This is a genomic window from Neobacillus sp. B24 (genome assembly GCF_055381825.1).
In genome coordinates this window covers 1143853-1168499 of record NZ_AP035777.1, presented here as the reverse complement: position 1 = coordinate 1168499, position 24647 = coordinate 1143853, and the positions used below count along the sequence as shown (strand labels likewise).

The window sequence follows — 24647 nt, the reverse complement described above, 5'->3', positions numbered from 1 at the left end:
TCCTTACATGATTGTAGAAAATAATCTTACATACATGTAAAAATACAATTATTCCAATTGTTAATAAATTTCACAACATAAAGGAGGAAAATGAAATGGATACTACATTTTTAATGAACAGTCTTTGGGTCATGATCAGCGCCGTACTCGTCATCCTAATGATAGGGGGATTTATTCTTCTGGAGACTGGTTCAACCAGAATGAAAAATGCAGGTCATATCGCCGGAAAAACCATCCTGACTTTTGGGATCGCATCGATTATGTTTTGGATAGTGGGATATGGCTTAATATTTGGTAAAGGAAATTCATTGATTGGTCTTTCTGACTTCTTCTACTCGGGCTACGACGTTGAAGGCTTGGGGCTTTCCGGAGCAGTTTTCTTCTTATTTCAACTAGCCTTTTCCGGAATATCGTTAACCATTGCTTTTGGGGGATTTGCCGAACGGGCTAAACTCGGCGCTTATCTAGTGTTTTCTGTACTATTTTCCATTATCGTATATCCTCCGATTGCCCACTGGATTTGGGGCGGCGGCTGGCTGGCAGAGCATGGCAAGCAAGACTTCGCTGGTTCTACCGTCGTTCACTTGACTGGAGCGATGGCTGCATTTACTGCTACCATCATCCTTAAACCTCGGATAGGAAAATATAATAAAGATGGGTCCGCCAATAATCTGGCTGGGCATAACCAAGTATTCACCGCTTTAAGTGTCCTTTTACTTTGGGTAGGTTGGTTCGGCTTTAATGCTGGGAGCACCATTTCCGTTGATAACGCGTTTTTTGGATTTGTAGCAGTAAATACAAACCTAGCCGCTGGCGCAGGTGTCATTGCGGCGATGATTATCTCATGGCTTGCGCTCGGAAAAGCAGATGTCCCGATGATGCTGAACGGCGCACTAGCCGGATTGGTGGCCATTACCGCTTCCTGTGCGTTTGTTGAGACTTGGGCTGCAGTTGTCATTGGTTTCATCGCCGGAATTCTAGTATTCTATAGCATTCGATTCTTTGAAAAAATGAAAATCGACGATCCGATCGCCGCTCTTTCCGTACACGGTACAGCAGGGATATGGGGAACATTATCCACCGGCTTCTTCGCTACACCGGAATTGGCTTCCGTGGGTCAGCCAGGATTATTCTACGGCGGTGGTTTACATCAGCTTGGCGTTCAAGCTCTAGGTGTGTTTGTTTGTGGAGCATTCGCCTTTATCGTATCGTTTATTCTATTAAAAATCATGAAAGCTGTCATGAATGGCTTACGGGTTACCGAAGAAGAAGAAATTATCGGTCTCGATATGAGCGAGCATGGAAGCTATGGCTATCCTGAAATCGTAAAGGCAGAAGGAACATTCGAAAAAAAAGAGAAGCTGCTGCATCCTGAGCCAAAGCTAAACGCTTAAAACTTGGGAGATAAAACAAAATCCACTCCATCCCTTTCCTATTCAACGGGGATGGAGCACACATCTTATAGGAAGGAGGGGGGACATATGACTGCAGACAGCTATAAAGAAATCCTGCGTTACCGAAACGAACATATCGGGTTGGCCTCAATAGACCACTATAAATTAAACCTGCTGCATGACGAAATCATGAAGCAGGTTGTCAGGCTGGCTATCTCTATTTCAATCGACAGAGACGGTCCCCCTCCCTGCCCCTTTTCTTTTTTTGTCATGGGCAGTGCCGGAAGATTTGAGCAGTCAGTATGGAGCGACCAGGACCACGGGATTGTTTATTTCGAAAAAAGCGAACAGGCAAAGACCTATTTTCTGGCGCTGGGAGAAGAGATTTCAAATGGCCTTTATCGAACTGGATACAATTATTGTGACGGAGGCGTCATGTCAAACAATCCATTATGGTGCAAATCCTTATATGAATGGCAGCGGCAACTGGCAGATTGGATTCTCGAATCCTCTTGGGAAAGTGTCCGGCAATTATTAATTTTTATTGATAGCCGTACCTTTTACGGGGAGGAACTTTATATCAAACAATTAAAATCATTCATTTATCAATCTGTTCAAAAGGACCATCTTCTAAAAAAGCTGCTCAACAATACGATGTATCGAAAAAAAGGTATTGGCGTACTTGGTCAATTTCTGACCGATACACATGGACCTCATGCAGGGACTTTAAATATTAAGGAAACGGCTCTGTTTCCTATTGTAAATTCGGTGCGGCTGCTGGCTATAAAAGGAAGCATTACCTCATCCTCCACCCTAACACGACTGAGTCAGCTGCCAGAACGATGGATTCCTGCTGACAAAAAACAACTTTATCAGTCTCATTTAGTAACACTCTTTGAATTCCGTTTAAAACATGGCGATCACATCAATTATGATAATGGTCACTATTTACCTATGGATACCCTGTCCAAAGAAGAAAAGTCAAAAATGAAAGAAATTTTAAAAACAGGTTCAGCCTTACACCGTTATGTGAAAGAGTTCATTGAAAAGGAAGAGAGTAATGGCGATGAATGACATGATTCAGTTTTTTAGACAATTATCCGGAAAGCTTGGGTCAAGTATATATGCAGGTGTCCATGGCCAAACCAACCCTCAACATATTTCCTTCATTAGACAACTGCAAAAGGAAATGCAAAAAGACGACAGCCTGACCACCCCATTCACTGACTTAAAAGTCGTCGTATTTGATGTAGAAACCACCGGCTTTTATCCTGAAAGAGGCGACCGGGTAATTTCCATTGGGGCTGTCAAAATGACAGGGCCGCACATCCATGAAAATGAAACATTTTATTCCCTAGTGAAAACCGACATCCCTTTGCCAGAGACTGTTTCAGCACTAACGAATATTAAGAGCGAGGACTTACGAATTGCTCCAGAGGCGTCGGAAGTGTTGATGAGATTTTTTAAATTTACTCATCATCATGTACTGGTTGCTCACCATGCCAAGCACGAACAAGTCTTTATGACAAAGATGACCCATGATTTAGTGAGAAGGAAATTTGATCACCGAATCATTGATACATCCTTCCTTACCCGGATTACGCTGCCAGCTAATAAACCGTTACCTCTCGAAGAAGTTTGCAAAAAATGTAATATTGAAATAAAAGGCCGCCACCACGCTCTTGGTGATGCAATATTAACGGCCCGGATTTGGAGTCACTATATCCAATTGGTTCAGTCCATGGGAATGGAAAATTTACACGAGCTTTATCAATACCTTGCTACATTAGAATAGTAAATTTATTCCTTCTTTCCTTTTCCTTCTATAAATTGATTATCCCCTCCTTATTAGCAGTAACCTTCTATACTACTAGTTTCTCCTCTCCATTTACCCCTCCTCAAAAGGGACAGAATTGCCTCATAAAAAAAATTTTTCAAAAAACTTAAATTCCACATAACCTTATGAAAACAAGGTTGTAAACGCTACCAATTTGTTCGATTAGTTTGAATTGTCAGATTTTTGTGTTGACCCTGTCTTAAAATGGGTGTAAGATTATCGAAAATAGTTTCTAATTTAATGGTCCCTTCGTTCCTCAGCCTATAAAAAAGGCCGGGGCGGGGCTCTTCTTTTCATATTTTAATTTATTCAATTAATGCGTTTTATCCCGTTTTAACGGGCAGTAAACCCCCAACCTTGTAATTACATATATCTTAACAGTTGGGGTTAACTGCCCATAAAAACCCGATTGGTTCAACTAACAATCAGTGGGGATAACCCTCCCACTGATTGAAGTTTCACTTTATCACTAAAAGGAGTGGTTATGTTGGGAAGTCAATGGATATTCCTTGGCGGACAATTCGTCAAGAAAGAGGATGCTGTTGTATCAGTATATGATCATGGTTTTTTATATGGCGATGGAGTATTTGAAGGCATTCGTGTCTATAACGGAAACGTCTTCAGGCTCGATGCCCATCTAAAAAGACTATTTGAATCAGCTCAATCCATTATGTTGAGAATTCCGTACACACAGGAGGAAATGACACAACTGATCGTCGACACCGTTAGAAAAAATGAACTGGAAAGTGCATATATCCGTGTCGTCGTATCCCGCGGTAAAGGAAATCTCGGACTAGACCCTTCTTCCTGTGCCAATCCAAACGTCATCATCATCGCTGAGGAATTAACGATGTATCCAAAAGAATTTTACGAAAACGGCATTAAAATTGCCTCTGTTGCAAGCCGTAGAAATCGTCCGGATGTGTTAAGCCCTCAGATTAAATCGTTGAATTACTTAAACAATATCCTTGTAAAACTGGAAGCCAATCAAGCAGGCGTCCAAGAGGCGTTGATGCTGAATGATCAAGGCTACGTTACGGAAGGATCTGCAGACAATATCTTTATTGTAAAAAATGGTGTCATCTTCACCCCGCCGGTTTACTTGGGGGCTTTGGAAGGCATTACCCGTAACGCGATTATTGATGTGGCAAGGGCAAAGGGCTATGAAGTTCGAGAAACTCCATTTGGCAGACATGATGTTTACACAGCTGATGAGGTATTTTTAACTGGAACTGCCGTTGAAGTTATTGCCGCAATTGATGTGGATGGCCGCAAGATAAACAATGGTAAGCCTGGACCTGTTACCAATAATCTTTTAGAAGAGTTTAGAAGAATCGTTACTACTGACGGAGTGGCTTGCTACCCTGAAAGAGCAAACCAGGCTGTTGTAAGTTAGGAGTTTTTAAAATGCGAAGCGATATGATAAAAAAGGGGATTGATCGTGCCCCCCACCGAAGCCTTTTATATGCAACCGGTGTTAAAACAAGTGATTTAGAAAAACCATTTATCGGTGTTTGCAACTCCTATATCGATATTATTCCGGGACACAAGCACTTGAACACCTTCGGAGAGATTGTCAAAGAAGCCATTCGTGAAGCCGGCGGAATTCCATTCGAATTTAATACCATTGGTGTCGATGATGGAATTGCCATGGGCCATATCGGAATGCGCTATTCTCTCCCCAGCCGCGAAATTATCGCTGACAGTGCTGAAACAGTAATTAATGCCCACTGGTTTGACGGCGTTTTCTACATTCCAAATTGCGACAAAATCACACCAGGAATGTTGATGGCAGCCGTTAGAACCAATGTCCCATCGGTATTTGTCTCAGGCGGCCCAATGGAGGCTGGCGTTTCTTCAACCGGCAGGCAGCTTTCCCTCACCTCTGTATTTGAGGGAGTTGGCGCTTACCACAGTGGGAAAATGTCCGCCCAGCAGTTATTAGAAATCGAAACAAGTGCCTGCCCAACCTGCGGTTCCTGTTCCGGAATGTTTACCGCCAACTCGATGAACTGCCTTATGGAAGTGCTCGGGATGACGGTCCCTGGAAACGGAACAATCGTCGCCACTTCAGAAGAACGGCACGAGTTAATCCGCCAAGCAGCACGACATTTAATCGAATTAGTAAAAAAAGATATTAAGCCCCGCGATATGGTAACAAGAGAAGCAATTGATAATGCTTTTGCCCTTGATATGGCCATGGGCGGCTCAACAAATACGGTGCTACATACACTGGCCATCGCCCATGAAGCAGGTATCGATTACGATTTACGGGACATTAACAAAATTGCTGAACGTGTTCCATATCTGGCAAAAATTATGCCGGCATCCGATTATTCCATGGATGATGTCCATCGTGCCGGCGGTGTCAGCGCAATCTTAAATGAACTGTTTAAAGTGGAAGGTGCCTTGCATAAGGGCTGCTTGACCATTACCGGAAACACCTTGGAAGAAGTTGTGAAGGATGCAGCAATAACGAACGAAACCGTGATTCGGACAAAAGACAATCCGTATAGCCCTGTTGGTGGACTATCCATCCTGTACGGAAATATTGCTCCGGATGGCGGGGTTATCAAAGTTGGCGCTGTTGATCCATCAATCAAGACCTTCTTAGGTGAAGCCATTGTATTTGAGTCTCAAGAAGAAGCACAGGAAAACATTAATAACGGTACTGTAAAGCCTGGCCATGTTGTCGTGATCCGTTACGAAGGGCCAAAAGGCGGGCCGGGAATGCCGGAAATGCTTGCTCCTACCTCTGCTATCGCTGGCCGCGGTCTTGATAAAGAGGTTGCCTTAATTACAGATGGCCGTTTCTCTGGTGCCAGCCGGGGAATATCCATCGGCCACATTTCACCTGAAGCAGCGGAAGGCGGGCCAATTGCCTTTGTTGAAAATGGCGACAAAATTTTAATCGACTTGGAGGCACGCTCAATCGAACTACTCGTTGATGACGAGGTTTTAGCCGAAAGACGTGCAAACTGGGTAAAACCAGAGCCTAAGATTAAAACTGGTTATTTAGCAAAGTATGCGAAGCTTGTTACTTCTGCCAATACTGGCGGGGTTATGAAATTCTAATACTGCAGGGACGGGTTTGCCCCCTCCCCTTTTGAAAAATGGATAGAAAAATCGATGACGGGAATAAAGGATTAGGAATTTGTATTTTCAGAGAGCTGGGGTTGCTGGAAGCCCAGTAATACAGCCTAATCCGACATCATCCCTGAGTGTTAATCTGAACGGTTTTTAACTCAGTAGGTTTAACCGGGTGTTCATTCGGAGCACCTGTTACAAAAAGAAGCGTTGTTAGATTCGTTGTCGCTTCATAAGGCAGTATCCGTGAGGATGCTGTAAAACCGGGTGGTACCGAGAAAATGAAAGGCCTTTTCTCCCCGAACATTTCTGCTTTTGATGTACTTGACTGCAGTAAATTCGGGAGGAATAGGTCTTTTTATGTTGTTTATTTAAACCACAGCTACATGGTGAGTTTTTCAAATATTCAATTACTTATAAGGAGGGATTACGACGTGAAAGTAGAAGCAAAGCTGGAGTTCCAAACCAGTACCGCACCGAAGACAGGTGCAGACCTTCTGATTGATCTGCTTATTGAAGAAGGTGTTGAAACAATTTTTGGTTATCCCGGAGGTGCCGTCCTGCCGATTTATGATGCGATTTATCGGGCACGAGGCTCCATCAACCATGTTCTCTTCCGCCACGAGCAAGGCATGATCCACGCTGCGGAAGGATATGCCAGGATTACTGGTAAACCGGGAGTCGTTATTGGAACTTCAGGCCCTGGAGCAACGAACTTGGTAACAGGAATTACAGATGCGATGATGGATTCCTTACCTCTCGTCGTATTTACCGGTCAGGTAGCACGCTCAGTAATCGGAACAGACGCCTTCCAAGAAGCGGATGTGATGGCAATTACCACACCGATTACAAAACACAATTATCAGGTACAATCTGTTGCCGACCTGCCAAGAATCGTAAAGGAAGCTTTTCACATTGCTTCTACAGGAAGGCCGGGTCCGGTCCTCGTCGATGTACCGAAGGATATATCAGCAGAAGTTTTAACCATGGTGCCGCAAGAAGTCAGCATCCATTTACCTGGCTACCAGCCAACCTATAAACCAAATCCATTGCAGATACGCAAATTGGCGGAGGCCCTTCCAAAAGCGAAAAAACCGGTTATTCTCTCCGGCGCAGGCGTCCTGCACAGCCAAGCATCTGCTGAATTAACTGCTTTTGCCGGGAAACATAACATTCCGGTAGTTACCACGTTGCTGGGACTAGGAACCTTCCCTGCCGACAGCCCTCTGTCTCTAGGAATGGGCGGCATGCACGGAACCTATGCAGCAAACATGGCTTTATATGAAACTGATTTACTAATCAACTTTGGTGCCCGCTTCGATGACCGATTAACAGGTAATTTGAAACACTTTGCCCCATTTGCCAAAGTTGCACACATTGATATTGACCCGGCGGAAATCGGCAAAAATGTTCCAACTAGGATCCCGATTGTTGCCGATGCCAAAGTCGCGTTAACACAACTTCTCAACGAAGCTGACGTTTCTCCGGAAACGGAAGAATGGCGTGAAAAATTGACTCAATATAAAAAGGATTTCCCGCTTTGGTATAAGCTGGATCCAAACGGCATGAGCCCGCAATGGCTTGTTGAAGCGATTCATAAAGTCACCAAGGGAGAAGCGATTGTCGCTACCGACGTCGGCCAGCACCAAATGTGGGCGGCCCAGTTTTACACTTTTAATAAGCCGCATCGCTGGATCACTTCAGGCGGACTTGGCACAATGGGCTTTGGTTTCCCGGCAGCGATTGGCGCGCAGATGGCCGCTCCTGATGCTACTGTAGTTGCGATTGTCGGTGACGCTGGGTTTCAGATGACGTTGCAGGAGTTATCCGTCATTTATGAGCGAAACCTGCCAGTAAAAATTATTATCGTCAACAACGGTGCACTCGGAATGGTCCGTCAGTGGCAGGAACTACAATATGAAAATAGAATCTCGGAATCTATACTCCAGACACAGCCTGATTTTGTCAAACTCGCTGAAAGCTATGGAATTCGCGGCGCGAAAATTGATAATCAGGAAGACTTAATTACCTCCCTTCCTGAATTGATGGCCCATAACGGACCAGTGTTGATTGATTGCCGTGTCCTTCAGAAGGAAAAAGTTTTTCCAATGATTGCTCCTGGCAAAGGGCTTCATGAAATGATTGGGGTGAAACCACAATGAAACGGATAATTTCGCTAACTGTCCAAGACCGCACCGGAGTCCTGAACCGCGTTACCGGGGTGCTGCAGCGGCGTCAATTCAACATTGCCAGCATCTCTGTCGGCCCAACGGAAACCGAGGGTGTGTCAAAAATGACACTGGTTGTCGATGTAGAAGACGACCAGCGGCTTGAGCAGGTTACCAAACAATTAAACAAGCAAATTGATGTATTAAAAGTTTCCGACATTACTGATAAAGCAATTGTCGTCCGCGAGCTTGCCTTAATCAAAGTGGCGAGCAGCGCCCAGCTCCGCAGCGAAATTAACGGGATTATCGACCCATTCCGCGCCCTGATTATTGATGTCAGCAAAGACAGCCTGGCCGTTCAAATTACTGGCCGGCCGGATAAAATCGATGCTTTAATTGAACTCCTTCGTCCCTATGGGATTAAAGAGATTGCCAGAACCGGCTTGACTGCCTTCCAACGCGGGCATCAGCCGCAAGGAAATGAATTGCCAGCAACATACCTATTAAAATAACACTCTAATTTTCGAAAGGATGATTATAATGGCTAAAGTATTATATAACGGAGATATTCAAGAGGAAGTTTTACAAGGAAAGAAGATTGCAATCATCGGTTATGGCTCACAAGGTCATGCACATGCTCTTAACTTAAAAGAAAGCGGCTTTGATGTTGTGGTCGGCTTACGCCAAGGGAAATCTTGGGATAAAGCTGTAGAAGATGGAGTTGAGGTTACGACTGTTGCTGAAGCAACTGCCCAAGCAGATGTTGTGATGGTGCTTTTACCGGACGAAATGCAGCCAAAGGTTTATGAAGAAAGCATTAAACCGAACCTGCAAGCTGGCAACGCATTAGTGTTTGCCCACGGATTTAACATTCATTTTAGTCAAGTGGTCCCTCCTGCTGATGTTGACGTATTCCTGGTAGCACCTAAAGGTCCAGGACACTTGGTTCGCCGTACCTATACAGAAGGCGCAGGGGTTCCAGCCCTTTATGCAGTGTACCAAGACTACACCGGCCAAGCACGTGATGTTGCCCTTGCATATGCAAAAGGAATCGGTGCTGCCCGTGCAGGAGTGTTACAAACAACCTTCCAAGAAGAAACTGAAACAGACCTTTTCGGCGAGCAAGCTGTTCTTTGCGGCGGCACAACCGCACTGATCAAAGCTGGCTTCGAAACACTGGTGGAAGCCGGTTACCAGCCAGAAGTTGCTTACTTCGAATGTTTACATGAATTGAAATTAATCGTCGACCTTCTGTATGAAGGAGGACTTGAAAACATGCGCTACTCGATTTCTGACACTGCTCAGTGGGGAGACTTCGTATCTGGACCGCGCGTGGTAAATGAAGATACAAAAGCCCGCATGAAAGATGTTTTAAAGGATATCCAAACAGGCGCATTTGCCAAAGGTTGGATCTTAGAAAACCAAGCCAACCGCCCACAATTTAATGCAATCAACCGTGCCGAAAACAACCACCCGATTGAAGTGGTCGGCCGTGAGCTTCGTGCGTTAATGCCTTTTATTAAAAAGCCTGTAAATCAGAAGAAGGAAGTGGTGGTACATGGTTCACGTTAACATCTTTGATACAACCTTACGCGATGGTGAACAGTCCCCTGGTGTAAATTTAAACCAGCTTGAAAAATTGGAAATCGCCAGACAGCTTGAGCGGCTTGGCATTGACATCATGGAGGCCGGTTTCCCGGCTTCCTCTCAAGGGGATTTTGAAGCGGTCAGAGCGATTGCCCAGACAATCAAGAATTCTTCCGTTACCGGCCTGGCCCGCGCCACTAAATCCGACATTGACATTGCGTGGGATGCTTTAAAAGATGCAGCAGAACCAAGGTTGCACGTTTTCCTGGCAACCTCCCCTATCCATATGCAATACAAGTTGTTAAAGACACCTGAGGAAGTCATGGAGACAGCGGTAGACATGGTTTCTTATGCGAAAAAGAAATTTACCCATGTGGAATGGTCCGCAGAGGATGCTTCCCGCTCTGACCTTGATTTTCTTGTTCAAATTATTACGAAGGTAATCGATGCCGGCGCAACGGTAATCAATCTGCCGGATACAGTCGGCTATACAACACCGGCAGAATATGGCCGGATGTTCCGCTATATCCGCGAAAACGTGCCAAATATTCATAAAGCCGCCCTCTCCTGTCACTGCCATGATGACTTGGGAATGGCCGTTGCCAACTCCCTGGCAGCCATTGAAAACGGGGTTACCCAGGTTGAGGGTACGATTAACGGAATCGGCGAACGAGCAGGCAATGCATCTTTAGAAGAAATCGCAGTCGCTTTGAATATTCGTAAAGATTTTTATCCGTACACAACCAATATGGTTTTAAAAGAAATTAAACGCACCAGCGACTTGGTTAGCCGATTTACCGGAATGAAGGTTCCCGGCAATAAGGCAGTTGTCGGAAAAAATGCGTTTGCCCACGAATCCGGGATTCATCAGGATGGCGTGTTGAAAAATACATTAACCTATGAAATTATTACCCCAACCATGGTGGGGGTCGGATCGAACGATCTTGTTCTCGGCAAGCACTCCGGACGCCACGCCTTTAAGGACAAAATTGAGAACATGGGCTTTAGCTTATCTCAAGAAAAGCTTAATGAAGCGTTCCAATCCTTTAAGCAATTAACCGACCGCAAAAAGGAAATTACCGATGAAGATTTGTTTACAATTTTAACGGACATCCAAACGGCTACAATTGATGTGAAAAAATATGAGCTTCTTGCCTTCCAGGTGCAGTATGGTTCGGCAAACCTTCCGACTGCAACGGTCGCTTTGAATACGCCTGAAGGCATCAGAGTTGAAACAGCCCGGACCGGCGGCGGAAGCGTCGAAGCTTTATACAATACATTGGAAGCACTCGTGAAAGAGGAAATCCATCTAACTGATTTCAATTTAAGCTCCGTCGGACGCGGACGCGATGCCCTAGCAGAAGTTCATGTGAAAATGAACGTAAATGGAACCGACGTCAGCGGTCGCGGCTCATCACAAGACGTATTGGAGGCCTCAGCAAAAGCCTTCATCAACGCCGTCAACCGAGTATTCTTTACGAGTGGAGCAGTCGCTAAAGAGCCTGCTACCTTATAAAACAAATAATAATAAGGAGGTTGCTTCTAATGAAAAAACGAATTGTTTTACTTCCCGGTGATGGTATCGGCAAGGAAGTTATGAGTTCCGCAAAAGAAGTGTTAACTGCAATTGCTGAAGAATACAATCACTCCTTCAGCTTCGAAAGCCATGAAATCGGAGGAGCAGCCATTGACCAGTACGGTACTCCTCTTCCAGAAACAACTGTCGATGCCTGCAAACAGGCGGATGCCGTACTGCTTGGAGCGGTCGGCGGACCAAAATGGGATAACAATCCTTCCCATCTCCGCCCTGAGCGCGGATTGCTTGGAATCCGCAAAGCCCTTGATTTATATGCAAACCTAAGGCCGATCAAGGGTTTCAAAAACTTGCTCCATGCTTCGCCATTAAAGGAAGAAATCGTTGCCGGCAGCGACCTCCTTATTGTCCGGGAATTAACCGGCGGAATCTACTTTGGATCCCCAAGTGAGCGGCGCGATAATGGTCAATCAGTTGTTGATACACTTGCTTACACTCGTTACGAGATTGAAAGAATCGTAGACAAAGCATTTCAAGCTGCCCAGGGCCGTCGTGGCCGTCTTACATCTGTTGACAAGGCGAACGTGCTTGAGTCCAGCAAGATGTGGCGTGAGGTTGTCGAGGAAAAGAAAGCGCAATATCCGGATGTTGCTGTTGAACACGTGCTTGTTGACGCGGCAGCGATGAAGCTAATTACTAACCCTTCTCACTTTGATGTCATCGTTACGGAGAACATGTTTGGCGACATCTTAAGTGATGAGGCCTCGGTGTTAACAGGATCTTTGGGAATGCTCCCTTCTGCTTCATTAAATGAATCAGGAGTGGGCTTGTACGAACCGGTTCACGGTTCCGCTCCAGACATCGCCGGTCAAGGTGTAGCCAACCCGGTTGCGATGATCTTATCGACTGCGTTAATGCTACGTTATTCCTTCAGTCTGGAAGAAGAGGCGAAAATTATCGAGGCTGCAGTCCAATCTGTCCTAGATGCGGGCTACCATACAGCCGACCTTCAGATTCCGAACGGCCGCCGGGTAGGAACAGCCGAAATGACAAAGCTGATTGTAGACTTTATCCGGACCCAAAACGCTTCTAAGTGTATTGCAAGTTGTTATTATTAAAAAATGGAGGGTAAACCGTACTTAGTTTTGCGGTTTACCCATAATTTTTAAGTTTTCTGGTCTTTTTTAAAAGTTTTCTGGTCTTTTTCGAAGATTTTCTGGTCTATTTTATATATTTTCTGGTCTTTTTCGAGGATTTTCTGGTCATTTTCAATAGTTTACTGGTCAAGATCAGATTTTCAAATCTAGAAACGTGAGGAAGGAAGCTATGCAAAAACCAAAGAATATCATCCAAAAAATTTGGGAACAGCACGTGGTCCATCAAGAAGAAGGAAAGCCGGATTTACTTTATATTGATTTGCACCTCGTTCATGAAGTAACCTCCCCTCAGGCGTTTGAGGGATTACGCATAACCGGACGCAAAGTCCGCCGTCCGGACTTAACCTATGCGACGATGGATCACAACATCCCTACCCGCCAAAGACAGGTCATCAATGACCCGATTTCGAAGAAGCAAGTCGATACATTGCAACAGAACTGTGAAGAGTTTGGAATAACTCTTGCTGACCTCCACCACCCGGATAACGGAATTGTTCACGTCATCGGTCCGGAACTCGGCTTGACCCAGCCGGGAAAAACGATTGTCTGCGGTGACAGCCATACGTCCACTCACGGTGCCTTCGGTGCCCTCGCTTTTGGAATCGGTACAAGTGAAGTGGAGCATGTCCTTGCCACCCAAACGCTTTGGCAGGCACCTCCTAAAACGATGAACGTAAAGGTCAATGGCAAGCTTGGGACAGGCGTAACGGCGAAAGACTTAATCCTTGCGATTATTGGAAAGTACGGAGTCAAATTTGGTACTGGCTATGTCATCGAATATACCGGGGAAGCAATCCGTGGATTTTCCATGGAAGAGAGAATGACCGTTTGCAATATGTCTATCGAAGGCGGGGCGAGAGCAGGCCTTATCTCACCTGATGAAACCACTGTTGAATATTTACGCGGCAGAAAAAATGTCCCGCAAGGAGAAGCCTTTGAGGAAGCCGCAGCCCGCTGGGTGGCACTTGCCACTGAAGAAGGGGCATCTTTTGACACCGTCGTAGAAATTGATGCAGCAGAAGTTGAACCTCAGGTTACTTGGGGAACGAACCCAGGCATGTGTATCCCGGTTACAGCGAACGTGCCGAGCCCGGATGATACTGAAAAGCCTAGCGAGAAAGATGAAATCCAACGTGCCCTTGCATACATGGGACTAGAAGCAGGTCAGCCAATATCCAGCGTCAAAATTGACCACGTGTTCATCGGTTCCTGTACCAACTCCCGCCTAAGCGACTTAAGGAAAGCGGCTGAAATTGTTCGCGGCAAACAGGTCAATCCTTCGGTTACAGCGATTGTTGTCCCAGGTTCCTTCAGCGTTAAATTGGCCGCTGAAAAAGAAGGTTTGGATCAAGTCTTTAAAGAAGCAGGATTCCAGTGGCGCGATGCCGGATGCAGCATGTGCCTTGGTATGAATGATGATATCATTCCATCCGGGGAACGTTGTGCCTCAACATCAAACCGCAACTTTGAAGGGCGTCAAGGCAAAGGCGCGCGCACCCACCTGGTTAGCCCGGAAATGGCCGCCGCGGCTGCGGTTGCGGGTCATTTTGTCGATGTCCGCAAGTTTACTGCACAGGAGGTTGGTTAATTTATGGAACCATTACGCACGCACCAAGGCCTTGTCTGCCCATTAAACCGAACAAATGTTGATACCGACCAAATTATTCCGAAGCAATTTTTAAAGCGAATTGAACGGAGCGGCTTTGGCCAATTCCTATTTTATAACTGGCGCTTTGATGATGATGGTAATCCAACTCCGAAATTCCCATTGAATCAGCCACAATACAAAGGCGCTTCCATCTTGGTGGCCGGCGAAAACTTTGGCTGCGGCTCCTCTCGTGAGCATGCGCCATGGGCAATTCAGGATTTTGGCTTTAAAGTAATCATCGCCCCTAGCTATGCCGATATTTTCAAAAATAACACCGTGAAAAATGGCATCCTTGCTATCCAAGCGAGTGACGAGCAAGTCCAAACGATCATAAAAAAAGCGGAAACTGAGGGATATACTTTAACGGTAGACCTTGAGGAGCAAAAAGTTTATGATAACGAAGGCTTTGAATTTACATTCGACATCGCTCCATATCCAAAGGAAATGCTGCTGAACGGTTGGGATGAAATCGGCGTTACATTAACGTATGAAGATAAAATTAAGCAATTCGAACTTGCCCAAAGATAAGCAAATAAAAATGAGCTTGGACACCAGGCTCATTTTATTTGCTCACACATTATCCAGAATATTTTCATTTGATGATTGTTCGTTAAACGTTAACACCTCATCTACATGCTGGTACGATTCTCCATAGAATTTTTGATCCTTATAGGTGTGAATTAAATTATATGTTTTTTTCATGCCTTCAAAAATCCTTTCTTCAGACTCATTATTTGGTGCCCAGTAGAGGATTTCCATTTTGTTCATCTCATTGGTTGCTAGTGACCGTCGTTCATACCCGATGGATTGGGCGTGTTCAAATCCATTTCGTTTATAGAATCGCAGCCTTTTTTCTGTATCGCTGTCCTTGTAATTGACGGGTTCTACCTCGAGAATAATCGGCTTTCCTTTTTCCTTTAATTTTTCTAACAACTTATGTCCTAGTCCTTGCCCGCGGGCATCCTTGGAGACAAACAGATAATCTATGAAAATAAAGTCATTGAGCTCAGCGAACATCAGCACATGATAACGTCCCTCGTCCTTGTGATAAATGTCTGAGCGCTCTTTTAATAATGTCTCCATATGCTCTCTCGATTTCATTTCTTCAATCGGAAAGTATTGATTAAGCTTTTCATACCAATGCATGTAATCACCCCTAATAATGTATACCTACTCTCTTCCGCTCGAAATTATTATTCCAAGTGAAAAAATGAGCAGAAAATCTGAATTCTGCTCATTTTCTCCCAATTAAAATTCTGGCAGTCGATCAAGGTTATTTTCCTTAATACCGTCGGGCTCACTGCGGATGATGTCCCGGCCATATTTATGAAAGACATCGACATGGGCAATGTTCCCTGCCTTAGCTTCGTCTAATGCTGTCAGATAATCCAGCTCCCGGCCGGCGTTGGTCTTGAAGGCAATAATGTCACCATCATCATTTTTCTTAACAGCAACAAACTGTTCCTTGCCATCAGAATTGCTTATGCTTGCCTTCATTTGGGCTTGCTGCATGCTTTGCTCCCGATATTGTTGATAAATTTTCTCATAGTCATTTTGCTCCAAAAATTCCACCTCCGAACATTTGTTAGTATTTTTATTTTTCGAGAAAATATCCTCTGGTAATTGTCGAAAAATGTTCAAAAATTGGTTCTTTTTTCCTGTGTTATACTTGACCTGATTGGAGGCGATTAAATGGAAATACCGGAGGGAAATGTCTGGTTTTACATCCGGGATCATCAGCAGCAAGGACCTGTTGGATTATTTGAGCTCAGAAAACTATTTGAGCAAGGGATTTTAACTGAGGATAGTTTTGTTTGGCACAAGGATTTGGACTCATGGTATATGGCCAAAGCACTTGGATTTTATCCAGAGTCAGTTAGCCAGACTGAATCCGAAGAAATAAACTATGCTGAAGGATGGGTGGAAGTCGGTAAAGATACTTACCCTTATGGAAGACCGATGGTACGCTATTTGGCCAGATTCTTTGATCTCTCACTATTTTCATTATTCGTCATTACCTTCGTTTCTATTTTTCATCCGAAATTCATTTTGGATTCCTCGGCCTTTTTTATATTTATGATGTCCGTGATTCTTTATATTTTGGCAGAAGCAATCATCATTTCGGTGTTTGGTAATACATTAGGAAAAACATTACTGAATGCACGCTTGAAAACGGTTACAGGCGAACCCATCGATTTCTTTACTGCTCTAAAACGAAGTATTTTCGTCAATGCTGCCGGGATGGGATTCGGAGTGCCATTTATCAACATTCTCTGTTTTCTATTCTCCTATAGGGATTTAAAGAAGCACGGACTTACCACATGGGATAAACAAATTGGTACTGTTGTTTTATATGGCAGAGTAAGTACAGCACGCCTGCTCTTCGTCAGCCTATTCCCTATTTCCCTGCTAATCGCCGGGATCATCATTTAGACTTTTTTTCACTACAATTTGTGAATGTTTGAACAGATAAAAAAATCATTAAGAAAGCCCCTGCAAGCTGTCACGCCATGCAGGGACTTTCTTTTATTAGGCACTTTATCTTACGTGTCCATCCCAGGTGGACATATGTCCACGATTGGTGCCTGACACCTCTTTTACGTTTTTCATGATTATAATCATAATAGAGATAATTATGATGTTTAGTAGTAGTACGATTATTACTACCACTGGACTTACTGTGATTCGATTGGCGATTTGCAGGATGACCATTGCCGACAGGGCGGTGAGCAAGGTGATTTCTTTGATGATGAGTATAGGGGTCAGGAGGTATCCAAATGGCTTTTGCATGATGATGAGGATACCGGCCACTATTCCCGCCGGTACCACAAAGCCGAGATCCAGCGCCTGAATAACTAATGTTGTGTAGTGTTCAAGTCCGTCTGGGGGCGTTTGATTCATTAGCGGCGGTACAATCTTTCCAAGCCACATAAATCCGAATACAATAGAAGTGAACAGCAAAAATCCGCCAATGAATTTGCAGGGCAGCCTCTCTGAAAAAGCCCAAGGCAGCCTTTCAATATCAAACGACATCATCGCAATCGTAAACGCAAAGAAGGACGCTGACATCAACAAAACGTATAGGAGAAATAAGTAATTGTACATGGAGAGAAACGAGTACGAGGCATAGCTGTACAAAAAATATCCCAGCGTTCCGGTTAACAGCAACTTCCCCTTCATCAAACCTCTTCTTACTAAAAACAGCGCCAGCAAAAGCAGCGGAACACCTAGAAACAAGGTGACATAATCCTGGGCAATCGCCTGGGAGGCCATGGCAACGGAATCATGTTGATAGAGCCCTCGTCCATAAAGAGTTACCGTTCCTCCGAAAACAGATTGATACTGGGATTCGCCGGGACCTTGCTTGGATAGAATCCCAATCGACGTTGCAGCGATGGATAAACTGGAGATAATCAAGCCAAGAATAGTAACCGTTTTTTGATTTTTCACGACAAAAACCTCTCTTCAAAAAAAATTGAAGATGTCATATTCTCTGTTTTTCTAATCTTATCCTAACCTATTCCATTCTATTTCCCTATTATCGGTAATACTGTTCACAAAAGGTTCAGAATTCTTGCAAAGAAAAAAAGACCGGAAAACTGCACCGGCCCTCTTAATCTTTAGTCTTAGTTAATAGTGTTTTCTTATCTTTGCTCGTAATTGTGATCTCGTATGGTCCTAGTAATGACAGCAAAGAACAATCTTGTTCTCTGTTCAAAATGGGGGCCGTCCATTTCTTTCTGTCTACTAGTATGTCGTTTTTCAGCACCTGTTTGGTTTCACTTTTTTAAAAAATTTTGCAATAGGGCTATAATACTGATAATAAGAGATTTGTTTTTGGAGGAGTGAAGCAGCATGCTGCATTTAGGGAAAAATCATGATCCGCGAATAAATCGTGAACTCCTCAGTGGAATTACCGGGAAGCAATTAGACCTAAAGATGGCTGTTCAGGAGGCAACGCAGCTTTTCGAACAGTGCCGTGGGCAAAAAATCCCCCCTCTGCCGGACGGTCAAACACCACAACTCCCTTTTAAGGGAAAAATGGCGGAGGGACTATTCCGGCTTTTGGCTAGACCTTCAAACGTTTTGGAGCCAACCCGGATTTCGATAGATCCTGCGGGCCACGTCATTCCAGATTGGATGGAGCAGCTTGACCACGAATACCATAGGCTTACCGCTAAAATATCTAGAGAGGTCAATGTTGCTGATTTCGGTGCAGCCGGTGATGGAAAAACGGATTGTACACGCGCTTTTAGAAAAGCCATCGGAAACGGCCGGGTCAAAGTCATCGTACCCGAAGGGGACTATATAGTTAAAGGAATTACGCTGCCTTCGTGGACATGCCTTGTTGGTGCAGGAAAAGGGGTTACTACGATTAAGCTTCACGATCAGGCACCAAAGGGAACGAGGCTGATCACGAATGCCAGCCATTGGCGCGGCAATCACCATATCTTTGTCCAAGGACTCAGTCTGCACTGGAATGTGGAGCGCCTTGGTGATGCTGCAAAAACTAGTACTTGGGGCAATCATTCAAGCTGCCTTACCTATGCAAATGTAACCTACGGCTGGGTAAAGGATGTCGAAGCCATCAACCCAGGACTGCATGGCTTTGATATTTCCTCAACCCTATACAATTATGGGGGTGACGGCTATCGTGCCCGAGGAGGCAGCAAGTACGTCTGGCTCGACAACTTAACAGGCTACGGCTTTGGCGATGACGGCATAACCACCCACCACAGCGATTATATCCTGATTTCCAACTGTCATATGTGCGACCCGAGCGGCCGCGCCCATCAGAATGGTTTTTCAAATAGTAATGGAATTGAAATCGACGATGGTTCAAGGAATGTAGTGCTGGCCAACAACTCAAGTGCCAGATGCTTTGGCGGTGTGGAAATTAAGGCGCATCAAAATTCATCCGCCGCCTCGAACGTCATTATTGTCGGGCATATTTCCTTGAATGATAACCGTTCATTCAATTTTCGCCACATCGGCCACCATAAAAGTAGTGATGCCGAGTCAAAGTCAGCCTACAATATTATGGGGGTTAACCTGGCTTCAATCGCACCTGTTTTTACGGACCTTTATAAAGATTCGGCACCCCGCAGCTTGGTGGTGTCCGCGTATAAAAATGTCGTTATCGATCATTTCACTTGTATTGGCAACCCGGACTATGAGTATAAAGGTCACCCGGTGGCAGCGATTCAATATCGGGCACGGAAGGTTGTATTGCAGAATGTTTCAATCAAAAATTTTAACACAGCAGGGGCAGGAATAAAGGTGTATGGCGGAGAGAATAAGGCCGAATCCATTCTGCTGAAAAATATAAATATGGACTCAGAGGAAAAGGCTGTAGAGATTGGCTTCAATATTAATGATATCAGAACGGATGTCTTAGAAACTGTGTAAAAAGCGCCAAAAGTCATTTCTGGCGCTTCCCTTCTTTTTCAACAACGATTTCATCGACAAGCCTTTCGGCGATTTTTCGATATAAATTCCCCATATGGACAAGGGATGAAATCATCAATACCTGCTCGAGATAGGTGGACCCGCTATCTTGACCGACAATGATTTCCTCCCTCACTTCTTCTACCCTTCTATTAATGTCTTCCTTAAAATCGGCCACATTTTTTTGAGTAATATTTAGGTAGCTTTGATAAAAAGAATCCAAGTCAATTTCTTCTTTGATAATCCTTTTGTTCAAGCCATCAAGGGTAGTTTGAATATCATTGATAGAGAGAGCACCCTTTAATTGATAGATTAAGCTAATTAAAATGAGATGCTCCCTCGAATATTTCTTATTTTTAATCGGAAACATCAATTTGCCCTTTGCATAGTTATTGATCATCGTCTTGGTCAAAACCTTTTCCTCATCATTGCGTCTTGATGCTGAAAACCTGCTTTCAAAAAGCTGAATGACTTGATCCATATATAAATCGATTTTCGGGATATCCTCAATAGCGAGACTCGCATTAAGCTTTAGATCCTCTATGATTTGATTAATTTTTTCCATATAAATAGCTCCGTTCATGTTCTGATATTTTCCATTATACCTTATTAGATTATTATTGACTAGATTGCGATACCCTTGTATCATTATATGTAGTTATTAAAACTACATAATGTTATAGGAAGGTGATGTAATGAACGTTTATGTTCGAGAACCAATTAATGGATTCACACATTTAATAGGAGCGATACTATCTTTTGTCGGCCTGCTGGCAATGGTCATCAAGGTATCCATGACCTCTCCGTCACCGCTCGCGATTGCGGCTGTTATCATTTTTGGAATAAGTATGATTTTGCTATATTCAGCATCTGCCACCTATCATATGGTCATGGCCAAAGATAAGGTAATCGCCTTTTTGAGACGGTTAGACCATTCAATGATTTTTATTCTGATAGCCGGAACCTATACTCCGTTTTGCTTCATCAGCTTAAATGGAAAAATAGGGGCCATCCTGTTTTCAATTATTTCCGGTATTGCTGTCTGCGGAGTAGTGTTTAAAATGGTCTGGTTCCATTGCCCGCGCTGGATTTCGACCGCATTATACATTGCTATGGGCTGGATGATTGTGTTTGTTTTCTCACCGCTTGCAGGCAGTTTGAACCCGATTGGCTTGTTCCTATTAGTACTTGGTGGAATTTTCTATACTGTTGGCGGCGTAATTTACGGAACGAAACCCAAGTTTTTAAAATTCAAGCATTGGGGCTTCCACGAAATATTTCATATTTTCATTATGCTTGGCAGCCTGGCGCATTTCTTGAGTGTATTTTTGTATGTGATATAGAAAAAGAGCCTTCCCGAGGGAGGCTCTTTCATTTTATTTCTGAAAAACCATACTTTTTTAAGACACCCAGCGATTTTTCCGTTTGAAGATACTCGAAAAGTTGTTGGGCTTCCTTTGGATTTGCGGTTTCTTTTATCACGCCAACTGGATAAACGATCGGTTCGTGGGTGTTTTCTTCTGCTACAGCCACCAATTTCACCTTTTTGGACAGTAGTGCATCCGTTTTATAAACAATTCCAGCATCCACGTTACCTGTCCCCACATAGGTAAGCACCTGGCGGACATCCTTAGCGTAGACTGCTTTATGTTCAATACTTTCCCATACCTTCAAGTTTTCTAACGTTTGTTTCGCGTATTTACCAGCAGGCACCGATTCCGGTATGCCGAGTGAAACCTTGTCCGCCTTGGTAATATCGTCAAATGTGTTTATATCTTCGGAAGAATCCTTTGGAACTACCAGCACCAAATGATTGCCGACAAGGTCGACTTGTTTATCCTCGGCGATTAGGCCCTTTTCTATCAGCTGGTCAAATTTATCCTCCGCCGCAGAAAAGAAAAGATCGACAGGTGCACCCTGGTCTATTTGCTGCTGCAGAGAACCAGACGCACCAAAATTATAATTGATTACTATGTTAGGGTGTTCATTTTCAAAGTCCGTTTTTATTCTATTTAATGCATCCTGTAAACTGGCCGCTGCCGAAACAGTTAGTTCCACTTTCTCTGCTGGATGCTTCTCATTATCGGAGCATCCAGCAATAACCAGTATGAAGAGCAGCGCAGTCAATGGTATGTAATAAAGCTTTTTCACTAATTTTTTCCCCTAGCCTGATTCATCAGTTCTTCATACAAAACGACACCATGATTATAAACCGGATCCTTTGCTCCGTAAACAAGAGTCACCTGTTCGTTGGCTGCCTTTTCAAGGATTTGCTCGATCAGGTTTCGTTTCTGTTCATCGGTGCGGAGTTCGTGCATATACCGTTCGCGAAATTCCTCAAACAGTTCGGGCTTATGGCAAAACCATTTCCTCAGGTCAGGGCTGGGAGCGATTTCCTTAAACCAAGACGTCAATTTGGCTGACTCCTTCGAAATCCCCCGCGGCCAAATCCGGTCGACCAAAATTCGGCATCCGTCACTCTCATCATAGGGCTCATAAATTCGCTTTAAAAAGATATTGCTCATACAATCACCTTAATTTTTTTAATTAGTCTTCGTCTTTTACATCAAGGTCTTCCGGAATGGGTTCGTTCAGAATTTCTTCTACGAGTTGTTTATATTTTTCCATTTGCCTTAGGTGAGTATCAAATTGTTGTTTGTAAATTAAGTAATCACTGCCGTCAAAAAGGGCACGGATTTTCTTTTGCGCAATTAGTTTTTCAACTGTTGCTTCTGGAATGTTTAGGTATTCTGCTGCTTCTTTTATTGTTAGATACATCTCTATTGTCCCACTTTCGTAAAATCAAGTGCATTCACCACCCGGCCAGCCCTGCCTTTAGTCGTGACAGCCTGTGATAGTGAATTAAGAATCGCTTCTTCAGCCCCTTCTGCTGCAGCCGTAAATAGTTCATTCATAATTGGCTGGTCTTCCCGCAGCTGGGTTCGCGTTTCGGTTATCTCTTCTGAAACATGAGCGATTTTATGAGATGTTGAAAAAGCAATAACAATATCGCCGCTGCCGTTGCCAAAATGGCTCCCAGTTCTGCCGAGACCAATGCCGCACCGCTTGGCCACACGCAGGAGCTGCCGGTCACTTAGCGGAGCATCTGTAGCCAACACTATTATGATCGAACCATCAGCCGTTTCTTGCAGTCCTGTCCCATCATACTGAAACGCTCGAAACTCTTCCTGCTTCCCAAAGTTGCTAAGAACAAGACAGCCAACAGTATAGCCTTCCACTACACGTGACGAAGAGCCAATACCGCCCTTATACCCAAAGCAAACCATTCCTTTGCCGGCACCAACCGCTCCTTCATCTGCTTGTTGTGTCGAAGCACTGTTAATTGCTTCAATGGCATGTTCCGGTTTTACCGGAAACAAGCGAATCGAATTCAGGTAGCCGTCATTGCATTCCCCGACAACCACATTGATGGTACCAGTGGTATCGCCAATTTCCGGATTTTGCTTCAGCATATAGGCTAGCGTCCCTTGGGTTACTGCAGGCACGCCAAACGTATTGGTTAACATAATCGGTGATTCCAATACACCCAGTTCATTGACCTGAACCAATCCAGTAGTTTTTCCGAAGCCATTAATGACGTAGCTTGCTGCCGTCACCTTTTCCTTAAACAAATTACCGTTATGCGGGAGGATTGCCGTGACGCCAGTGCAGGCATAATCTTCACTATTTTCACCCAGGTGATAGTCCAGTGTTACATGCCCAACCATGACCCCCGGAACATCGGTAATACAATTTTTCAAACCGGGATGAAGTCTGCCGACTTTGACCCCGTATTTTCTTGCCTTCATATTGTCACCCCCGGCCTATGATTGAGGAAGTTTTCTGAAGCAAAGCCTCTTACTTCATCCTCGGAGTAATATTTTAATAGTTCATTAATCAGATTTTGTGATTTGGAAGCATCCTCAAGGTTGGTAACGAATTGCGATATCCCATCAAAGTCAGAACCCAGGCCGATTTGCTTGACCCCGCCTAACGAACAGTAATGATCAATATGTTTCACAACGTCACCAATTGTTGCTTGGTCGCCTTCTTTGACAAATGGCTGGTAATAAACGACATGAACCATGCCGCCTTTATCAAACATTGCCTTTGCCATTTCATCGGTTAAATTGCGGGGATGATTGCAGAGCAGCCTCGCGTTGGAATGACTGGCGATCGGGTACTGCGCAAGTTCCATCACATCCCAGAATGCCCGATCACTCAGGTGCGATACATCGGTCAAGATCTGATATTGGTTATTTAACTTAACGACCTCTTTCCCAAACAGCGTCAGGCCTCCGCCACGCGGTTCACCGGCACCATCTGCTGCCAAATTGGCGAAATTCCATGTTAAGCCAGCCAAACGGACGCCAAGCCGATAAAGCGTCTCAAGCTTAGTTAAGTCATTGCCAATTGCGTCTACCCCTTCAAGGGTTAACACCGCCCCAATCTGGCCGATTTTGAGTTTGTCAAAGTCGGACCAGTCCTTGATATGAACCATGTCAGGATTTTTCCCGAGAACTTCTTTGTAAAAATAATCAACCTGCTCCAGTGCGGCTTGGAATTTTAGGTCTGAATGGATATATGGCTCGATAAAAATCGCAAAGAATTGGACCCTGACGTTTCCCTGCTGCAAGCGGTTCTTATTCGCCTGCAGCTCCGGGGCATCAGCAAACCGGAGCTTACCTTTAGCCTCCCATAGCTTCAGGAGTACATCACAATGTAAGTCAATTATATTCATTTCAGCTGTCGCGCTCCTTTTTTTATAAAAGTTTATCACATATAGA

At 44.3% G+C, this 24647-nt stretch carries 24 protein-coding genes; 15 read left to right on the top strand and 9 right to left on the bottom strand.

Going from position 1 to position 24647, the window contains the following annotated elements; translation table 11 throughout:
- The first annotated feature begins 95 nt into the window (after positions 1-95).
- From ACZ43M_RS05775 to leuD, 12 genes are all read left to right on the top strand, one after another.
- Complete coding sequence (locus ACZ43M_RS05775) at positions 96-1394, top strand: ammonium transporter (protein WP_464506466.1); 1299 nt, start codon at positions 96-98, stop codon at positions 1392-1394.
- 87 nt (positions 1395-1481) lie between these two features.
- On the top strand, positions 1482-2468 hold the full coding sequence (locus ACZ43M_RS05770) for a DUF294 nucleotidyltransferase-like domain-containing protein (RefSeq protein WP_464506465.1): 987 nt from the start codon (positions 1482-1484) through the stop codon (positions 2466-2468).
- Positions 2455-3189 (top strand): exonuclease domain-containing protein, encoded by a 735-nt coding sequence (locus tag ACZ43M_RS05765; protein WP_464506464.1) that lies wholly within the window; start codon positions 2455-2457, stop codon positions 3187-3189. The genes ACZ43M_RS05770 and ACZ43M_RS05765 overlap by 14 nt, the downstream gene beginning before the upstream one ends.
- 529 nt (positions 3190-3718) lie before the next feature.
- Positions 3719-4627 carry a branched-chain-amino-acid transaminase gene (ilvE, locus tag ACZ43M_RS05760; RefSeq protein WP_464507969.1) on the top strand — a complete coding sequence of 303 codons (909 nt, stop codon included), beginning with the start codon at positions 3719-3721 and terminating at the stop codon, positions 4625-4627.
- An 11-nt stretch (positions 4628-4638) separates the two neighbouring features.
- Entirely contained in the window at positions 4639-6306 is a 1668-nt protein-coding gene (gene ilvD / locus ACZ43M_RS05755; protein WP_464506463.1) for a dihydroxy-acid dehydratase, read from the top strand.
- Between the two features lie 446 nt (positions 6307-6752).
- Positions 6753-8480: a biosynthetic-type acetolactate synthase large subunit gene (gene ilvB, locus ACZ43M_RS05750; RefSeq protein ID WP_464506462.1), complete on the top strand. Its 1728-nt coding sequence runs from the start codon at positions 6753-6755 to the stop codon at positions 8478-8480.
- Positions 8477-8998: an acetolactate synthase small subunit gene (gene ilvN, locus ACZ43M_RS05745; RefSeq protein WP_464506461.1), complete on the top strand. Its 522-nt coding sequence runs from the start codon at positions 8477-8479 to the stop codon at positions 8996-8998. Before ilvB ends, ilvN begins: the two co-directional genes overlap by 4 nt.
- A gap of 28 nt (positions 8999-9026) precedes the next feature.
- Positions 9027-10058, top strand: coding sequence for a ketol-acid reductoisomerase (gene ilvC, locus ACZ43M_RS05740; RefSeq protein WP_464506460.1), 1032 nt, complete (start codon positions 9027-9029; stop codon positions 10056-10058).
- The gene (locus tag ACZ43M_RS05735; RefSeq protein WP_464506459.1) at positions 10045-11589 is read left to right on the top strand and encodes a 2-isopropylmalate synthase; all 1545 of its coding nucleotides are present in this window, start codon (positions 10045-10047) and stop codon (positions 11587-11589) included. Before ilvC ends, ACZ43M_RS05735 begins: the two co-directional genes overlap by 14 nt.
- 29 nt (positions 11590-11618) lie before the next feature.
- The gene (gene leuB, locus ACZ43M_RS05730) at positions 11619-12725 is read left to right on the top strand and encodes a 3-isopropylmalate dehydrogenase (protein WP_464506458.1); all 1107 of its coding nucleotides are present in this window, start codon (positions 11619-11621) and stop codon (positions 12723-12725) included.
- A 208-nt stretch (positions 12726-12933) separates the two neighbouring features.
- Entirely contained in the window at positions 12934-14352 is a 1419-nt protein-coding gene (gene leuC / locus ACZ43M_RS05725; protein ID WP_464506457.1) for a 3-isopropylmalate dehydratase large subunit, read from the top strand.
- 3 nt (positions 14353-14355) lie between these two features.
- A complete protein-coding gene (gene leuD, locus ACZ43M_RS05720; RefSeq protein WP_464506456.1) occupies positions 14356-14940 on the top strand; it encodes a 3-isopropylmalate dehydratase small subunit in 585 nt (194 codons plus the stop codon).
- A 42-nt stretch (positions 14941-14982) separates the two neighbouring features.
- Here leuD and ACZ43M_RS05715 read toward each other — a convergent pair whose 3' ends face one another.
- Entirely contained in the window at positions 14983-15558 is a 576-nt protein-coding gene (locus ACZ43M_RS05715) for a GNAT family N-acetyltransferase (RefSeq protein WP_464506455.1), read from the bottom strand.
- Positions 15559-15660: 102 nt separating this feature from the next.
- Positions 15661-15975, bottom strand: a complete 315-nt coding sequence (locus tag ACZ43M_RS05710; protein WP_464506454.1) for a DUF3892 domain-containing protein — start codon at positions 15973-15975, stop codon at positions 15661-15663.
- Between the two features lie 129 nt (positions 15976-16104).
- Between ACZ43M_RS05710 and ACZ43M_RS05705 the strand changes: the two genes are divergently transcribed.
- Positions 16105-16845, top strand: a complete 741-nt coding sequence (locus tag ACZ43M_RS05705) for an RDD family protein (RefSeq protein ID WP_464506453.1) — start codon at positions 16105-16107, stop codon at positions 16843-16845.
- Positions 16846-16950: 105 nt separating this feature from the next.
- Here the strand turns inward: ACZ43M_RS05705 and ACZ43M_RS05700 are convergent, their stop codons facing one another.
- Positions 16951-17862 (bottom strand): hypothetical protein, encoded by a 912-nt coding sequence (locus ACZ43M_RS05700; RefSeq protein WP_464506452.1) that lies wholly within the window; start codon positions 17860-17862, stop codon positions 16951-16953.
- Positions 17863-18267: 405 nt separating this feature from the next.
- Between ACZ43M_RS05700 and ACZ43M_RS05695 the strand changes: the two genes are divergently transcribed.
- The gene (locus ACZ43M_RS05695) at positions 18268-19821 is read left to right on the top strand and encodes a glycosyl hydrolase family 28-related protein (protein ID WP_464506451.1); all 1554 of its coding nucleotides are present in this window, start codon (positions 18268-18270) and stop codon (positions 19819-19821) included.
- 13 nt (positions 19822-19834) lie between these two features.
- Here the strand turns inward: ACZ43M_RS05695 and ACZ43M_RS05690 are convergent, their stop codons facing one another.
- Complete coding sequence (locus tag ACZ43M_RS05690) at positions 19835-20425, bottom strand: DUF1836 domain-containing protein (RefSeq protein WP_464506450.1); 591 nt, start codon at positions 20423-20425, stop codon at positions 19835-19837.
- A 130-nt stretch (positions 20426-20555) separates the two neighbouring features.
- On the opposite strand from ACZ43M_RS05690, the gene trhA reads away from it, so the two are divergent.
- A complete protein-coding gene (gene trhA, locus ACZ43M_RS05685; protein ID WP_464506449.1) occupies positions 20556-21203 on the top strand; it encodes a PAQR family membrane homeostasis protein TrhA in 648 nt (215 codons plus the stop codon).
- A 28-nt stretch (positions 21204-21231) separates the two neighbouring features.
- Here the strand turns inward: trhA and modA are convergent, their stop codons facing one another.
- Genes modA through ACZ43M_RS05660 form a run of 5 tightly spaced genes read right to left on the bottom strand, consistent with a single transcriptional unit; the run spans position 21232 to position 24601 of the window.
- Positions 21232-22011, bottom strand: a complete 780-nt coding sequence (gene modA, locus ACZ43M_RS05680) for a molybdate ABC transporter substrate-binding protein (RefSeq protein WP_464506448.1) — start codon at positions 22009-22011, stop codon at positions 21232-21234.
- Positions 22011-22385: a DUF488 domain-containing protein gene (locus tag ACZ43M_RS05675; protein ID WP_464506447.1), complete on the bottom strand. Its 375-nt coding sequence runs from the start codon at positions 22383-22385 to the stop codon at positions 22011-22013. Before ACZ43M_RS05675 ends, modA begins: the two co-directional genes overlap by 1 nt.
- Positions 22386-22407: 22 nt before the next feature.
- Positions 22408-22638, bottom strand: a complete 231-nt coding sequence (locus ACZ43M_RS05670) for a helix-turn-helix domain-containing protein (protein WP_464506446.1) — start codon at positions 22636-22638, stop codon at positions 22408-22410.
- 2 nt (positions 22639-22640) lie between these two features.
- Positions 22641-23669 carry a DmpA family aminopeptidase gene (locus ACZ43M_RS05665; protein WP_464506445.1) on the bottom strand — a complete coding sequence of 343 codons (1029 nt, stop codon included), beginning with the start codon at positions 23667-23669 and terminating at the stop codon, positions 22641-22643.
- Positions 23666-24601: a dipeptidase gene (locus ACZ43M_RS05660; RefSeq protein ID WP_464506444.1), complete on the bottom strand. Its 936-nt coding sequence runs from the start codon at positions 24599-24601 to the stop codon at positions 23666-23668. The genes ACZ43M_RS05665 and ACZ43M_RS05660 overlap by 4 nt, the downstream gene beginning before the upstream one ends.
- Positions 24602-24647: the final 46 nt, after the last annotated feature.

Bases quoted from the DNA above. Each gene is read 5' to 3' on its own strand.
- ACZ43M_RS05775 (WP_464506466.1), top strand. From the start codon at position 96: ATGGATACTACATTTTTAATGAACAGTCTTTGGGTCATGATCAGCGCC.
- ACZ43M_RS05770 (WP_464506465.1), top strand. From the start codon at position 1,482: ATGACTGCAGACAGCTATAAAGAAATCCTGCGTTACCGAAACGAACAT.
- ACZ43M_RS05765 (WP_464506464.1), top strand. From the start codon at position 2,455: ATGGCGATGAATGACATGATTCAGTTTTTTAGACAATTATCCGGAAAG.
- ilvD (WP_464506463.1), top strand. From the start codon at position 4,639: ATGCGAAGCGATATGATAAAAAAGGGGATTGATCGTGCCCCCCACCGA.
- ilvN (WP_464506461.1), top strand. From the start codon at position 8,477: ATGAAACGGATAATTTCGCTAACTGTCCAAGACCGCACCGGAGTCCTG.
- ilvC (WP_464506460.1), top strand. From the start codon at position 9,027: ATGGCTAAAGTATTATATAACGGAGATATTCAAGAGGAAGTTTTACAA.
- ACZ43M_RS05735 (WP_464506459.1), top strand. From the start codon at position 10,045: ATGGTTCACGTTAACATCTTTGATACAACCTTACGCGATGGTGAACAG.
- leuB (WP_464506458.1), top strand. From the start codon at position 11,619: ATGAAAAAACGAATTGTTTTACTTCCCGGTGATGGTATCGGCAAGGAA.
- leuC (WP_464506457.1), top strand. From the start codon at position 12,934: ATGCAAAAACCAAAGAATATCATCCAAAAAATTTGGGAACAGCACGTG.
- leuD (WP_464506456.1), top strand. From the start codon at position 14,356: ATGGAACCATTACGCACGCACCAAGGCCTTGTCTGCCCATTAAACCGA.
- ACZ43M_RS05715 (WP_464506455.1), bottom strand. From the start codon at position 15,558: ATGCATTGGTATGAAAAGCTTAATCAATACTTTCCGATTGAAGAAATG.
- ACZ43M_RS05705 (WP_464506453.1), top strand. From the start codon at position 16,105: ATGGAAATACCGGAGGGAAATGTCTGGTTTTACATCCGGGATCATCAG.
- ACZ43M_RS05695 (WP_464506451.1), top strand. From the start codon at position 18,268: ATGCTGCATTTAGGGAAAAATCATGATCCGCGAATAAATCGTGAACTC.
- ACZ43M_RS05690 (WP_464506450.1), bottom strand. From the start codon at position 20,425: ATGGAAAAAATTAATCAAATCATAGAGGATCTAAAGCTTAATGCGAGT.
- trhA (WP_464506449.1), top strand. From the start codon at position 20,556: ATGAACGTTTATGTTCGAGAACCAATTAATGGATTCACACATTTAATA.
- ACZ43M_RS05675 (WP_464506447.1), bottom strand. From the start codon at position 22,385: ATGAGCAATATCTTTTTAAAGCGAATTTATGAGCCCTATGATGAGAGT.
- ACZ43M_RS05670 (WP_464506446.1), bottom strand. From the start codon at position 22,638: ATGTATCTAACAATAAAAGAAGCAGCAGAATACCTAAACATTCCAGAA.
- ACZ43M_RS05665 (WP_464506445.1), bottom strand. From the start codon at position 23,669: ATGAAGGCAAGAAAATACGGGGTCAAAGTCGGCAGACTTCATCCCGGT.
- ACZ43M_RS05660 (WP_464506444.1), bottom strand. From the start codon at position 24,601: ATGAATATAATTGACTTACATTGTGATGTACTCCTGAAGCTATGGGAG.